Below are 13,179 nucleotides of genomic sequence, written 5' to 3'. Positions count from 1 at the left end.
CGTCTTCGCGGTCTATCGCCGGAAATCCCGCGAAAAGTGGGGCACGTGCCGACTGGCGTGGCCGGCCGAGCCGCCCCTGTGGACAACCGAGGTAGATACGGCCCACGTAGGTCTAGCCATGTCGCCGCCGCAGATCCAGCCATGTCGCCGCCGCTGCCTACGATGGTGGCCATGACCAGCCTGCTGCTCGGAGCCCACGTCGACCAGACCGACCCCATCGCCGAGGCCGCGGCCCGGGGGATCGGGATGGTGCAGTTCTTCCTCGGCGACCCGCAGAGCTACAAGGGGCCGGTGATCCACCACGAGGGCGGCGCCGAGGCTCTCCGGGAGGAGGCCGAGGCGGCAGGGGTCGCGCTCTACGTCCACGCGCCCTACCTGATCAACGTCGCCACGACCAACAACCGGATCCGGATCCCCTCCCGCAAGCTGCTCCAGCAGCACATGGACGCCGCGGCCGAGATCGGTGCCAAGGGCCTGGTCGTGCACGGCGGGCACGTCGGGGTGGACGACGACCCGGAGAAGGGCTTCGACAACTGGCGCAAGGCGATCGAGTCGACCGACCTCAAGGTCCCCCTCCTGCTGGAGAACACCGCCGGCGGCGACAATGCGATGGCGCGCCACCTGGACCGGATCGCCCGCACGTGGGAGGCCATCCAGCAGGCCGAGGGCGCCGAGAAGGTCGGCTTCTGCCTGGACACCTGCCACGCCTGGGCCGGCGGCATCGCGCTCGGCGACGCCGTGGAGAAGGTCCGCGCCATCACCGGCCGGATCGACCTGGTGCACGCCAACGACTCCCGGGACGCCGCAGGGTCGGGGGCCGACCGGCACACGACGCTGGGTGCCGGCCAGATCCCCGAGGACGAGCTCGCCGACGTGATCCGGTCGGCGGGCGCCCCCGTCATGCTGGAGACGCCCGGCGACCGTCACGCCGACGACCTCGCCTGGTTGCGCGAGCGGCTCTGACCACCGGTGGTCGTCCACCGGGTGGCCGGGGCCGCCCCCGGCGGTCAGGCCTTCTGGACGGTGATGGTCCAGCTGGCGGGGCCGGTCCGGTCGAAGTGGGTGACCGGATAACCCTCCTGCGCCGCCCACTGCGGGATCGAGTCGGTCGCCTGGGTGCAGTCGAAGTTGATCACCAGCTCATCACCCGCCGGCAGCCCGGCGATGGCCTGCTTGGCCTCGACGAGCGGGAACGGGCAGACCTGGCCCTCGGTTTCGAGAACGTGCTTCATGAGTGTTTCCTCCAGGTGGGATGGGGTCGAGCAAAAGACGGTCGGGTATGCGGTGGGGCGGCTCAGCCCCGCGCCCCCACCGCCACCGGGGCCGAGGTGCTGGACAGCGCGCCGGCGCGGCGGTGGGTGGTGACGAACAGCCGGGTGGCCAGGCCGACACCGATGAAGGTGAACAGCAGCGCGACCCAGCCTTGGTAGCTGAACTGCGCGGTCTGGACCATGGAGTTGCCGATGGTGCACCCGCCGGCCCAGGAGGCGCCGACACCCATGAGGGCGCCGCCGCCGAGGCTGCGGACCGAGGTCCGCGCGTCGGGGACGCGGATCTTGAACTCCCCGGCGCCCCGCGCCGCGAGGTAGGAGCCCAGCAGGATGCCCAGCACGAGCATCACGCCCCAGTTCCAGGCCAGCGAGCCGTCGCCGGTGACCAGGAAGCCGACGAGGTCGGCCGACGGCGTGGTGATGCCCAGCCCGGACTCACGGCCGGTGGCGAAGCTCAGCGGGTAGGCCACGATCGCGATGACGGCGATGACCAGGGCCGTGGCGAAGGGGTGCCAGGCTTTCTCGAAGAGGAGGTGGCGCAGGCCCGTGTGCTGCGGGGGCAGTGTGGCTACGGCCGTCTTCGTCGGCGCGGAGAGGTGACGCCATGCCGCATACCCGACCCCGAGACCGAGCGCCGCGACCAGCCACCAGGGGCTGATCCCGAGGGTGCCGTGCAGGGTCTGAGCCTCGACGGTCTGGCCGCGCAGGGTCGAGTTGACCGGGGAGAGGGCGCCGTTCTTCATGACGGCGGCGAAGAGTGCGTACATCCCCAGCGCCATCCACGAGCCGACCAGGCCCTCGCCGGCCCGATAGTAGGTGCCGGTGGCGCAGCCGCCGGCCAGGACGATGCCGACCCCGAAGAGCAGGGAGCCGACGATGACGGCGGTGAGGGCGACGTCCTTGGTGGGCAGGGTGAGCACGCCGGCCGACTGCAGCGCGAAGACGCCTGCGGCCTGGACGGCGATCACGACGAAGAAGGCGGTCAGCCACCGGGTGCTGCCCGAGAGGTAGACGTCGCGGAAGGCGCCGGTGACGCAGAAGCGTCCGCGCTGGAGGACGAAGCCGAAGGCGACGCCCAGGAGGAGTCCGGTCAGGACCATGGGAGATCTCCGAGAGGTGTGAAAGGGATAGGAAGGGGGTGCCAGAGATGGCGGAAGTCATGCGGAAGTCATGTGGGACTCACGCTGAAAGGTCGTGCGGGAAGGGCCGCGCCTCACGGGCGTGGGTCACGCGGCGACGGCGGCGGGCGAGGTCGAAGCTCAGCCCTGACAGAGCGCCGTCGCCTGGCGCATGTAGTCGACGTGGCGTCGCATCACCAGCATCGGCCCTCGGGCCGGAACGGTGGCAGTTCGCATCGACATGTTGGGAATCCAATAACGTTGCGTGATGGAATGTCAAATCGCGCCTGCCTCTACGCTGGCGGCATGGGAACAGCACTCGTGACCGGAGCCTCCGTCGGGCTGGGTCGGGAGTTCGCCGAGCAGCTGGCCGGGCGTGGCCACGACCTCGTCCTCGTCGCGCGAGACCTCGCCCGACTCGAGGTGGCGGCGCAGGAGCTGCGGGCGCGGTATGCGGTGTCCGTCGAGGTGCTCCCGACCGACCTGGCCGACCGGGCCCAGCTGCAGCGGGTGGCCGACCGGCTCGCCGACCCCGCGCGCCCGGTCGACCTCCTGGTCAACAACGCGGGCTTCGGCTCCCGCAAGGGCTTCGTCCGCAACGACCTGGACGAGGAGGAACGGGCCGTGGACGTCATGGTGCGCGCGGTCATGGTGCTGAGCCACGCCGCCGGGGGCGCCATGCGGGAGCGCGGTCACGGGGCGATCCTCAACGTCTCCTCGGTGGCCGGCTACGCCGTGATGGGGCACTACTCAGCCATCAAGGCCTACGTGACGATCTTCTCCGAGGCGCTGGCCACCGAGCTGGCCCCGCACGGGGTCCATGTGACGGCGCTGTGCCCCGGCTTCGTGCGCACCGAGTTCCACCAGCGTGCCAAGATGAACATGTCCAAGCTGCCTGACCGGCTGTGGCTCTCGGCCCCCGATGTCGTCCGCACCGCGCTGGACGATCTGGCCAGGGGTCGCGTCGTCTCCGTCCCGTCGGTGCCCTACAAGGGGGTGGTGGGTCTGCTGCGGGTCGCCCCGCGGGGGATCACCCGGCGCGTGGCCGGCTCGCTGGCGGCGCGACGCCGCACGCGCTGACGCCGCACGCGCTGACGCCGCACGCGCCGACGCTGAGGGCACTGTCCCTCGTTAGGCTCTGTGCCATGACTGCCGCCCGTGAGCGCCTGCTCGAGCTGATCAAGGACAAGGCCATCGTCCACGGCCGCGTGACCCTCTCCTCCGGCAAGGAGGCCGACTACTACGTCGACCTGCGCCGCATCACCCTCGACGGTGAGGCGGCCCCCCTGGTCGGCGACGTCATGCTCGACCTGGTCTCCGACCTCGGGGTCGAGGCCGTGGGTGGGCTGACGATGGGTGCCGACCCGGTCGCGACCGCGATGCTGCACGCCGCCCACCGGCGGAGCCAGCACCTGGACGCCTTCGTGGTCCGCAAGGCCGAGAAGGCCCACGGCCTCCAGCGACGGGTCGAGGGGCCCGACATCGCCGGGCGCAAGGTCCTCGTCGTCGAGGACACCTCCACCACCGGCGGGTCGCCGCTGACGGCCCTGTCCGCCTGCCGCGACGCCGGTGCCGAGGTCGTCGCCGTGGCGGTGATCGCCGACCGCGCGAGCGGAGCCGAGGAGAAGGTGAGGGAGGCGGGCGTCCCCTACCTGGCCGCATACTCCCTCGGCGACCTGGGCCTGGACTGAGGTGACAGGACCGAGCTGACTGCTCAGGCACGAGCGCTCCCGCGAGAGCGCGCGAGAGCACTGCTGAGGACAGCGTTCGGCCCCCGCGTCTTCCCCGGACGCGGGGGCCGAAGCCGTGGTGGTGCGGTGATCAGTCGAGGGCGCTGACCCGGCCGTACCAGACGTTGGTGTTGACCAGCGGGCCGTAACGCACGCCCGCGGTGGGGTTGAGCGCCTCGTAGGTCATGCCGGGACCGGCGTAGATCCCCACGTGGTAGAAGTCGTTGTAGAAGATCAGGTCGCCGGGGCGGGGGTCGGTGACCCGGGTGACGAAGGCCTTCTGGTCGCGGACCGTGCGGGGGATGTCGATGCCGTTGAGCTTGTAGACCCACCAGGTGTAGCTGGAGCAGTCGAAGGTCGCGTCCGGCTCGCTGTAGAGCACGTACGGGCGACCGACGTAGCCGGCGGCGGTGTCCAGGATGCCCTGGCGGACGGCGCTGATGTCCGACGGGGGCGCTGGGGGGCGCTCGCCGCCGCGCGACCCGCCCGGGTCGGTGGTGCTCAGCACGCCGGGGGACATGAACTCACGGTCGGAGATCTTCAGCCAGCCGTTGCTGGTGACCACGCCGGTCACCTGGGTGCCGAAGGACTTGGTGCCGACCACCCCGTAGGACGTGGAGGGGCCGGAGCGGACGTTGGCGACCGAGACGTCGACCCAGCGACGGACGCTGGTCTCCTCCGGGGGGGTGGGGGCGGGGGTGCTGCCGCCGCCTGCCGGGTTGTCGGCGCCGAGGATGGAGCCGCTGATGTACTGGCCGGTGCCGATCTTGAGCCAGCCGTTCTCCCAGCTGCCGGTGACCTTGGCGGCGTAGGCGCGGCCGCCGACGATGCGGTAGCCGGTGCCGGGGCCGGAGCGGACGTTGGCGCCGGCGGTAGCGGTGACGTACTGGGTGACGGTGCCGGTGGAGGGCGGGTCCTGGGGGGCGGAAGTGCTGCCGCCGCCGGCCGGGTTGTCCGCGCCGAGGATGGAGCCGCTGATGTACTGCCCGGTGCCGATCTTGAGCCAGCCGTTCTCCCAGGTGCCGGTGACCTTGGCGGCGTAGGCTCGGCCGCCGACGATGCGGTAGCCGGTGCCGGGGCCGGAGCGGACGTTGGCGCCGGCGGTGGCGGTGACGTACTGGGTCACGGTGCCGGTCGACGGCGGGTCGGTCGGGGTGGTCCCGCCCGGGTTGCTGGAGCCCAGGATGGAGCCGCTGATGTACTGCCCGGTGCCGATCTTGAGCCAGCCGTTCTCCCAGGTGCCGGTGACCTTGGCGGCGTAGGCTCGGCCGCCGACGATGCGGTAGCCGGTGCCGGGGCCGGAGCGGACGTTGGCCCCGGCGGTGGCGGTGACGTACTGCGTGACGGTGGTGTTGGTCTCGACCGTCGGCAGCGGGAGCGCGGGGGCTGGCGTGGTTGCCAGGGGAGTGGTCGGCAGCGGGGCCAGGGGCTGACGGGGGAGCGGTGCGCTGGGGGCAGCCTGGGCGGAGGGGGCCAGGGCCACGACGGGGGCGGCGGCAGCGGTCGCTGCGACCAAGGTGCGGGAAAGACTGCGGAGGCGGGACGTCATGCGCAACTGTGCTTTCGTCGTGGCCGGCCGAGGGGACTGCCGACCCAGGGGACATCAGGGACACGCTCGCGAGGGAGCCACAGGCAGTGAACCGACTATCCAGACCGCGCGCAACCCCCTCTGACCTGCGAGAAGACGCTGATCTGCGGAAGCACAAGCATGTAACTACGTGATGTTGCTCACATCTGGCGGGAAACATCGCAGGTCAGCGCGAATATCACATTCGTGTGATTTTGCGGCGGCGAAGTTTTTTCTCCAGTCACACCGGTTTCACCTTGTATCTCAGGTCGCAAACGGCCCATGGGGAAGGCCCCTGCCGACGTGTGTCGGCAGGGGCCTTCTGAGACCTGGTGGGGCCTGTGGCGGTCAGCGGCGGCGACGGTCCCAGTGCGCGAAGCCGGCCGCGCGGGCCGCGTCCTCGCTCTCGAACCAGACCTCGGCGCGCACCGCGTCGTAGCTGGGCGACTCCGGGGTGTGGAAGAGCATCGACCCGGCGTTGCCCTTCACTTCCCAGCCGGCCGGGCCGGAGCCGTCCTCGGCCGGCTCGACCGATCCGGCGCCGTAGGCGGCCTCGGCGAACTCCGTGGTCCCGACGCCGTCGGTCCCGACGCCGTCGGTGCGGTCGTCGTAGGAGACCGGGTCGTCCACGGCGACGGCGTCGCCGTCGTCGGCGCGGTAGGTGGTCGGCTCGCCCATGGGCGTCTCGTCGGTGCGGGCCCCGTCCGTGTGCGCGGGGTCGGCGGTGTAGGTCGTGCCCTGGGTGTCCTGCGCGTCGTCGGCGGCCAGGACCTCATCGGCGGTCAGCGGACCGTCCTGAGCGGTCGACCCCTGGGTGGCGTACGTCGGGTCGGCGTAGGCCGTGGAGTCCTCGGCGGTCTCCTGGGCGATCGCCTCGTCCTCGCTGGGCCGCTCGTCGTCGCGGGTGGCAGCCGCGGCGCCGGTGCCGGCCGCGCTGGCCGCCCCGATCGTGGCAGCCTCGCGCCAGTAGGACTGGTCGTCGTCCTGCGCGCCGCGCTCGGCCTCGTAGGTCTCCTCCACGGGCGCGTCGTAGGTCTCCTCCACGGGCGCGTCGTAGCTCTCCTGGGCCGGTGCGTCGTAGGTCTCCTGGCCCTCCAGGGGCAGCGGCTCCCCGGACGCGCCCGCGTCCACCTCGTCGGCGGTCAGCGGCTCGATGTCGCTGCCCCCGGCGTCGTGGGCGGCATACGCGTCCTCACGCACAGGCTCGTCACGCACCGCGTCGTCGCGCACGGCGTCGTCACGGAAGGTGTCGTCGTCGTGCGTCGCGGCCACGGCCCCGGCGCCAGCGGCACCGGTCGCGCCGATGGCTGCGGCCTGGCGCAGCCAGTCGTCGTCCTCGTCGCGGGCCCCCTGCACGTCCTCGGCCTCGTAGGTCCCGGGCTGGTAGGGCTCCTCGGCCGGCTGTCCGTCGAGGTCCGCGTCGTGGGTCGGCGCGGCGAAGGCCTGGTCGTCGGTGTAGGTGGGCTCGCCCTCGTAGGTGGCCCCACCCTCGGAGCTGGCGTCGCCGTCGGCGGCGATCGTCTCGGTGTAGCTCGCGTCGCCGTCGGCCTGCACCGGGGCGGCGTCGCCCTCGCGGACCGCGTCGTCACGGTAGGTGGAGTCCTCGTAGGCGGAGTCTTCGTAGGCGCGGTCGCCGTCGTCGTCACGGGTGGCCGCCCCTGCGGCAGCGGTCGCGGCGGCAGCGCCGGCGCCCGCACCGGCAGCACCGGTGGCTCCGATCCGTGCCGCCTCGGCGGCCCAGTCGGACTCCGTGCCGTCGCTCTCCTGGTCGTAGACGCCGCGGTCGCTGGGCGAGGTGTAGGCGTCGTCCGTGCGGTCGCCGTCCGTGCGGTCGCCGTCCGTCGTCGTGAGGCCGTCCCGGCCCCCGTCGGTGCGGTCGAGCGTGTCACCGCGCGACTCCTTGCCCGGCGAGCGCAGCAGCATGAAGACCGCCGCGCCGATGAGCAGGAGGAGCAGGGCGATCATGATCCACCTGGTGGTGTCGTCCATGAGTTTCTCCTTGTGGCGACCGAGCGGCCGCATCCTCGAGGCTTCCGCAGCGTCACGACGGCGCTGCGTTGGGCACCACCGTAGTGTGATTCCGCACGTCCGGCCACGGAAAGGGCGCGAAAGGTCCGGGAGAGGGTCCTGGAGATGGAAGAATCGGCCGTTGCATCCGTGACGAGGAGTGGACGTTGAGCACGCAGACCGAACTGACCGGTGTCGCCGGCTGGGCCGTGGACATCATGGAGCGCCTCGGGGGGCCGGGCGCCGGGCTGGTCATCGCCCTGGAGAACCTCTTCCCGCCCCTGCCGAGCGAGATCATCCTGCCGCTGGCGGGCTTCACCGCCAGCCAGGGCAGCTTCTCCGTGGCCGGTGCCATCTTCTGGACGACCATGGGCTCGGTGGTGGGCGCGCTCGCCCTCTACACCCTCGGCGCAGTCTTCGGCCGCGACCGCTTCCGCGCCGTCTGGGGAACGCTGCCGCTGGTCAACATGGACGACCTCGACCGCACCGAGGCCTGGTTCGACCGGCACGGCAAGAAGGCGATCTTCTTCGGCCGGATGATCCCCATCTTCCGCAGCCTCATCTCCATCCCCGCCGGGATCGAACGCATGCCCCTGCTCCTGTTCGCCCTGCTCACCACCGCGGGCAGCCTCATCTGGAACACGATCTTCGTCCTCGCCGGCTACCAGCTCGGGGAGAACTGGCACCTCGTGGAGAACTACGCGGGCGTCTTCCAGAAGATCGTCATCGCAGCCGTCCTGCTCTTCGCGGTCTGGTTCGTGGTGACCAGGGTGCGCTCGCGCAGGGGGAGCGGGACGGAGACCCGGTGACGCTCGGCCCCTGGGAGGGCCCCTGGCCGGCCGGCCCCGACGGATCCCTGCCCGCGCACCTCGACCCGCAGCTGCTGCAGGAGGGTGACGCCCGCAATGTCGTGGACCGCTACCGCTACTGGCGGCACGAGGCTATCGTGGCCGACCTCGACACCCGCCGTCACGGCTTCCACGTGGCCATCGAGAACTGGGGCCACGACTTCAACATCGGTTCGGTGATCCGCACCGCCAACGCCTTCAACGCGGCCGCCTTCCACATCGTCGGTCGCCGTCGGTGGAACCGGCGGGGCGCCATGGTCACCGACCGCTACCAGCACGAGCACCACCACCCCGACGTGGCACACCTGGTCGCATGGGCCTCGGACCGGGGCCTGCCGATCCTGGGCGTGGACAACGTGGAGGGTTCGGTCCCGCTCGAGGGGTATGCGGTGCCCCGCGCCTGCATCTTCCTCTTCGGGCAGGAGGGGCCCGGCCTCTCGCCCGAGGCGCTCGAGGCCTGCGTCGACACGGTCGCCATCACCCAGCACGGGTCGACCAGATCCATCAACGCCGGGGCCGCCGCGGCCATCGTGATGTATCACTGGGCCCTGCAGCACGCCTCCGGCTGAGGGTGCCAGGCGCCGCATACCGGGGCTGTGGAAGAGTGGGTCTCAGCCGACCCAGCCCCGTTCGAGGAGGAGCCCCATGCCCATCGCAACCCCCGAGGTCTACGCCGACATGATCGACCGGGCCAAGGCAGGACACTTTGCCTACCCGGCCATCAACGTCAGCTCCAGCCAGACCCTCAACGCCGCCATCAAGGGCTTCGCCGACGCGGGCTCCGACGGCATCATCCAGGTCTCCACCGGCGGCGCGGAATACTTCTCCGGGCAGAACGTCAAGGAGATGGTGACCGGCTCGCTGGCCTTCAGCGCCTTCGCCCACGAGGTCGCCAAGAAGTACGACGTCAACATCGCGCTGCACACCGACCACTGCCCCAAGGACAAGCTGGACGGCTTCGTGCGTCCGCTCCTGGCCGCCTCCATCGAGCGGGTCAAGGGCGGTGGCCTGCCCTACTTCCAGTCCCACATGTGGGACGGCTCCGCGGTCCCGCTGGAGGAGAACCTCCAGATCGCCCAGGAGCTCCTGGAGCTCTCGGCCCAGGCGCGCACCATCCTCGAGGTCGAGATCGGCGTGGTCGGCGGCGAGGAGGACGGTGTCGCCAACGAGATCAACGAGCAGCTCTACACCACCGCCGAGGACGCCATCGCGACCATCAAGGCGCTGGGCTCTGGCGAGAAGGGCCGCTACCTGGCCGCGCTGACCTTCGGCAACGTCCACGGCGTCTACAAGCCGGGCAACGTCAAGCTGCGCCCCGAGATCCTCCAGGACGCCCAGGCGGTGGCGGCCAAGGAGCTGGGTCTGGGTGCCGACGAGCGTCCCTTCGACCTGGTCTTCCACGGCGGCTCCGGCTCCAGCGCCCAGGAGATCTCCGACGCGGTCGACTACGGCGTGGTCAAGATGAACATCGACACCGACACGCAGTACGCCTTCACCCGTCCGGTCGCCGACTTCATGCTGAAGAACTACGACGGCGTGCTCAAGATCGACGGCGAGGTCGGCAACAAGAAGATGTACGACCCGCGTTCGTGGGGCAAGGTCGCCGAGAACGCCATGGCGGCCCGTGTCGTCGAGGCCTGCGAGCACCTGCGCTCGGCCGGCACGAGCGCCTCGGCGTGACCGGCGGGACCGACCTGCTCGGCATCCCGGAGACGCGGCTGCCGGAGGACCCGGCCGCCAGCGTCTCGGGGGCGCGTGCCCCTCGCGAGGTCGCTGCCGCATACCCCGCCTCGAGCCTGGCCTGGGCGGTCCTCGCCGAGGAGGCGCTGGCCGCGCAGGACGATGTCGATGCCTACGCCTTCGCCCGCACCGGCTATCACCGCGGGCTCGACGCCCTGCGTCGGGCCGGGTGGCGCGGGCAGGGACCCGTGCCCTGGGAGCACGTCCCCAACCAGGGTTTCCTGAGGGCGCTGGCCGCGCTCGCCACGGCGGCCGGGCGGATCGGTGAGACCGAGGAGCAGGTGCGCTGCACGGAGTTCCTGAGGGCCTCCTCGACCGAGGCGGCGCGCGAGCTCGGGCTGTAGAGGTCGGCGCCGAGGATCGGCCAGGACGGTCCGAGCCTCGCGCGGCCACCGATGATCCCCCTCCGCGGGGCGGCGCCGGGATGGAACTCCATCCCGGCGCCGTCCGCGGCCCCGATCGTCGGACGTGCTTTGCGTCCCCTGACGTGCTCGTCCGACCCGGGTTACATCCAAACACCTCCGACCGCGCGAAGTTGTCCTAAGGGTGCCAGTGGCCCTAACCTGCCATAGGTGAAGTCTCAACCACGGGCCGGTCTCGGCGACCGGCAGACGAGTCTCTACCGCCACCTCCTCCGGACGGCACCGGCGGTGCTCGAGGACCATGCCGCGGCGATGGGGTGGAGCACCCGGACCGCCCAGGAGGCCTTCCGGGACCTGGAGCGCCTCCAGCTGGCACGCCGGGCCCCGGACGGCACCGTCCGGGCCGACGACCCGCGCGCCACCGTGGGTCGGCTCCTGGACGAGGAGGAGGCCGATCTGGACGCGCGCCGCCGTGCCGTCCTCGCCCTGCGGGAGTCCCTGGAGAGCTTCGAGCTGGACTACCGACGGGGCCGGGAGCTGTCCGGGCCCAGCCTGCCGCCCTGGGAGCTCGTCGAGGTGGCCCAGGCCACGCCGGTCGTCGACCACCTCTACCGCAGCTCCACCGGGGCGATCCTGCAGGTGGTCGGGCAGTTCGAGATCGGGCCGGGACACAGCGAGAGCGTGCGGCGCCAGCGGGACGGCGTCGTCGCCTCCGGCCGCTCGATGCGCACGATCATGCCCCTGACCATGCTCACCGATCCGCGGTGGCACGCCTTCGCGGTGGAGCTGACCGAGCTGGGCGAGCAGCTGCGCTTCCTGCCCGGGGAGGAGATCACCGTGGACTTCGGGGTCTTCGGGGGCACCGCGGTGATCCTCGACGAGGGCGGCGGCCCCGACGACGACTTCATCCTGCTGCGCTCGGCCGCGCTGATCGGGGCCTTCACTGCGCTCTTCGAGGAGCTCTGGCGCCGGGCCGAGCCGTTGCTGGACCCCGACCCCTCGACGCAGGATCTCAAGCTGCTCGAATATCTCTCGCTCGGCTTCAAGGACGAGGCGATGGCCCGGCAGCTGGGGATCAGCCTGCGCACGGTCCGCCGGCGCGTGGCGGCGCTCATGGCCGAGCACGGCGTGGAGACCCGTTTCCAGCTGGGCATGGCGGTGAGCAGTCGCGGGCTGGTCCCCGACAGTCGGTAGAGTGGGCCGCGTTCCCCCGAAGCAGTTGGAAAGGCTGGGCCATGCCCGCGATCGTTCTGGTAGGCGCCCAGTGGGGCGATGAGGGCAAGGGCAAGGCGACCGACCTGCTCGGCAGCCGCGTCGACCACGTCGTGAAGTTCAACGGCGGCAACAACGCCGGCCACACCGTGGTCATCGGCGACCAGAAGTACGCCCTCCACCTGCTCCCCAGCGGGATCCTCTCCCCAGGCGTCACGCCGGTCATCGCCAACGGCGTCGTCGTCGACCTGGCGGTCCTCATCGAGGAGCTCGACGGGCTGGAGGCCCGCGGCGTCGACACGAGCAAGCTGCGGATCAGCGCCAACGCCCACGTCATCCCGCCCTACAACCGGGTCCTGGACAAGGTCACCGAGCGCTTCCTGGGCAGCCGCAAGATCGGCACGACCGGCCGGGGGATCGGTCCGACCTATGCCGACAAGATGAGCAGGGTCGGCATTCGCGTCCAGGACCTCTACGACACCTCGATCCTGCGCCAGAAGGTCGAGGCCGCCCTGGCCACCAAGAACCAGCTCCTCGTCAAGCTCTACAACCGCCGGGCCGTCGAGGTGGACGAGGTCGTCGAGGAGCTGCTGCGCCACGCCGAGCGGATCCGTCCGATGGTCGGCGACACCGCGCTGGAGCTCAACGAGGCCCTCGACCGCGGCGAGACGGTGCTCTTCGAGGCCGGCCAGGCCACCCTGCTGGACGTCGACCACGGCACCTACCCGTTCGTGACCTCGTCCAACGCCACCGCCGGCGGAGCCTGCACCGGCTCCGGCGTCGCCCCCAACCGGGTCGAGCGCGTCATCGGCATCTTCAAGGCCTACACCACCCGCGTCGGAGAGGGCCCGTTCCCCACCGAGCTCGAGGACGAGAACGGCGACTTCCTCCGCGAGGCCGGCGCCGAGTTCGGCACCACCACCGGTCGCCCCCGCCGCTGCGGCTGGGCCGACGTCGTCATCGGTCGCTACGCGCAGCGCATCAACGGCATCACCGACATGGTCATCACCAAGCTCGACGTGCTCACCGGCCTGGAGACGATCCCGGTCTGCGTCGCCTACGACGTCCAGGGCCAGCGCTTCGACGAGATGCCGGTCAACCAGTCCGACTTCCACCACGCCACCCCGATCTACGAGGAGCTGCCGGGCTGGAGCGAGGACATCACCGGCTGCCGCACCTTCGAGGAGCTGCCAGCCAACGCCCAGGCCTACATCCGCCGGCTCGAGGAGCTGATGAAGACGCGCATCTCGGTCATCGGCGTCGGTCCCGGCCGCGACGAGTCGATCGTGCTGCACGACATGCTCGAGGACGGCTGACCCACCTT

At 71.1% G+C, this 13,179-nt stretch carries 13 protein-coding genes; 9 read left to right on the top strand and 4 right to left on the bottom strand.

Annotated features, from left to right (window positions below):
• Positions 1-171 precede the first annotated feature (171 nt).
• Positions 172-963, top strand: a complete 792-nt coding sequence (locus ACTMMA_RS12090; RefSeq protein ID WP_441190387.1) for a deoxyribonuclease IV — start codon at positions 172-174, stop codon at positions 961-963.
• A gap of 44 nt (positions 964-1,007) precedes the next feature.
• On the opposite strand, the gene ACTMMA_RS12085 is transcribed toward ACTMMA_RS12090, so the two are convergent.
• Both ACTMMA_RS12085 and ACTMMA_RS12080 read right to left on the bottom strand, forming a co-directional pair.
• Complete coding sequence (locus ACTMMA_RS12085; protein ID WP_441190386.1) at positions 1,008-1,232, bottom strand: sulfurtransferase TusA family protein; 225 nt, start codon at positions 1,230-1,232, stop codon at positions 1,008-1,010.
• A gap of 62 nt (positions 1,233-1,294) precedes the next feature.
• Positions 1,295-2,371 (bottom strand): YeeE/YedE family protein, encoded by a 1,077-nt coding sequence (locus tag ACTMMA_RS12080; RefSeq protein ID WP_441190385.1) that lies wholly within the window; start codon positions 2,369-2,371, stop codon positions 1,295-1,297.
• A 324-nt stretch (positions 2,372-2,695) separates the two neighbouring features.
• On the opposite strand from ACTMMA_RS12080, the gene ACTMMA_RS12075 reads away from it, so the two are divergent.
• The gene (locus tag ACTMMA_RS12075) at positions 2,696-3,469 is read left to right on the top strand and encodes an SDR family NAD(P)-dependent oxidoreductase (protein WP_441190384.1); all 774 of its coding nucleotides are present in this window, start codon (positions 2,696-2,698) and stop codon (positions 3,467-3,469) included.
• Between the two features lie 65 nt (positions 3,470-3,534).
• On the top strand, positions 3,535-4,080 hold the full coding sequence (gene pyrE, locus ACTMMA_RS12070; RefSeq protein ID WP_441190383.1) for an orotate phosphoribosyltransferase: 546 nt from the start codon (positions 3,535-3,537) through the stop codon (positions 4,078-4,080).
• Positions 4,081-4,210: 130 nt separating this feature from the next.
• Here the strand turns inward: pyrE and ACTMMA_RS12065 are convergent, their stop codons facing one another.
• Together ACTMMA_RS12065 and ACTMMA_RS12060 are read right to left on the bottom strand one after the other, a co-directional pair.
• Positions 4,211-5,668, bottom strand: a complete 1,458-nt coding sequence (locus ACTMMA_RS12065) for an SH3 domain-containing protein (RefSeq protein WP_441190382.1) — start codon at positions 5,666-5,668, stop codon at positions 4,211-4,213.
• Between the two features lie 366 nt (positions 5,669-6,034).
• On the bottom strand, positions 6,035-7,675 hold the full coding sequence (locus tag ACTMMA_RS12060) for a sunset domain-containing protein (RefSeq protein ID WP_441190381.1): 1,641 nt from the start codon (positions 7,673-7,675) through the stop codon (positions 6,035-6,037).
• Between the two features lie 236 nt (positions 7,676-7,911).
• On the opposite strand from ACTMMA_RS12060, the gene ACTMMA_RS12055 reads away from it, so the two are divergent.
• The 6 genes from ACTMMA_RS12055 (at position 7,912) to ACTMMA_RS12030 (ending at position 13,171) form a co-directional block, all read left to right on the top strand.
• Positions 7,912-8,502 (top strand): DedA family protein, encoded by a 591-nt coding sequence (locus ACTMMA_RS12055; RefSeq protein WP_441190401.1) that lies wholly within the window; start codon positions 7,912-7,914, stop codon positions 8,500-8,502.
• The gene (locus ACTMMA_RS12050) at positions 8,499-9,110 is read left to right on the top strand and encodes a TrmH family RNA methyltransferase (protein ID WP_441190380.1); all 612 of its coding nucleotides are present in this window, start codon (positions 8,499-8,501) and stop codon (positions 9,108-9,110) included. Before ACTMMA_RS12055 ends, ACTMMA_RS12050 begins: the two co-directional genes overlap by 4 nt.
• Before the next feature lie 76 nt (positions 9,111-9,186).
• Positions 9,187-10,221, top strand: a complete 1,035-nt coding sequence (gene fbaA / locus ACTMMA_RS12045; protein ID WP_441190379.1) for a class II fructose-bisphosphate aldolase — start codon at positions 9,187-9,189, stop codon at positions 10,219-10,221.
• Positions 10,218-10,625, top strand: coding sequence for a DUF3151 domain-containing protein (locus ACTMMA_RS12040; protein WP_441190378.1), 408 nt, complete (start codon positions 10,218-10,220; stop codon positions 10,623-10,625). The genes fbaA and ACTMMA_RS12040 overlap by 4 nt, the downstream gene beginning before the upstream one ends.
• Before the next feature lie 228 nt (positions 10,626-10,853).
• Complete coding sequence (locus tag ACTMMA_RS12035) at positions 10,854-11,837, top strand: hypothetical protein (RefSeq protein ID WP_441190377.1); 984 nt, start codon at positions 10,854-10,856, stop codon at positions 11,835-11,837.
• A 41-nt stretch (positions 11,838-11,878) separates the two neighbouring features.
• Complete coding sequence (locus ACTMMA_RS12030; protein WP_441190376.1) at positions 11,879-13,171, top strand: adenylosuccinate synthase; 1,293 nt, start codon at positions 11,879-11,881, stop codon at positions 13,169-13,171.
• The last annotated feature ends 8 nt before the right edge of the window (positions 13,172-13,179 follow it).

This window comes from Ornithinimicrobium panacihumi (genome assembly GCF_052073805.1).
GTDB classification, from domain to species: domain Bacteria; phylum Actinomycetota; class Actinomycetes; order Actinomycetales; family Dermatophilaceae; genus Ornithinicoccus; species Ornithinicoccus panacihumi.
This window is presented reverse-complemented; position numbering and strand designations above follow the sequence as displayed.

What these genes read in the sequence shown, in the direction of transcription:
- fbaA (WP_441190379.1), top strand. Translation starts at nt 9,187, where the DNA reads ATGCCCATCGCAACCCCCGAGGTCTACGCCGACATGATCGACCGGGCC.
- ACTMMA_RS12060 (WP_441190381.1), bottom strand. Translation starts at nt 7,675, where the DNA reads ATGGACGACACCACCAGGTGGATCATGATCGCCCTGCTCCTCCTGCTC.
- ACTMMA_RS12030 (WP_441190376.1), top strand. Translation starts at nt 11,879, where the DNA reads ATGCCCGCGATCGTTCTGGTAGGCGCCCAGTGGGGCGATGAGGGCAAG.
- ACTMMA_RS12090 (WP_441190387.1), top strand. Translation starts at nt 172, where the DNA reads ATGACCAGCCTGCTGCTCGGAGCCCACGTCGACCAGACCGACCCCATC.
- ACTMMA_RS12075 (WP_441190384.1), top strand. Translation starts at nt 2,696, where the DNA reads ATGGGAACAGCACTCGTGACCGGAGCCTCCGTCGGGCTGGGTCGGGAG.
- ACTMMA_RS12065 (WP_441190382.1), bottom strand. Translation starts at nt 5,668, where the DNA reads ATGACGTCCCGCCTCCGCAGTCTTTCCCGCACCTTGGTCGCAGCGACC.
- ACTMMA_RS12055 (WP_441190401.1), top strand. Translation starts at nt 7,912, where the DNA reads ATGGAGCGCCTCGGGGGGCCGGGCGCCGGGCTGGTCATCGCCCTGGAG.
- ACTMMA_RS12085 (WP_441190386.1), bottom strand. Translation starts at nt 1,232, where the DNA reads ATGAAGCACGTTCTCGAAACCGAGGGCCAGGTCTGCCCGTTCCCGCTC.
- pyrE (WP_441190383.1), top strand. Translation starts at nt 3,535, where the DNA reads ATGACTGCCGCCCGTGAGCGCCTGCTCGAGCTGATCAAGGACAAGGCC.
- ACTMMA_RS12080 (WP_441190385.1), bottom strand. Translation starts at nt 2,371, where the DNA reads ATGGTCCTGACCGGACTCCTCCTGGGCGTCGCCTTCGGCTTCGTCCTC.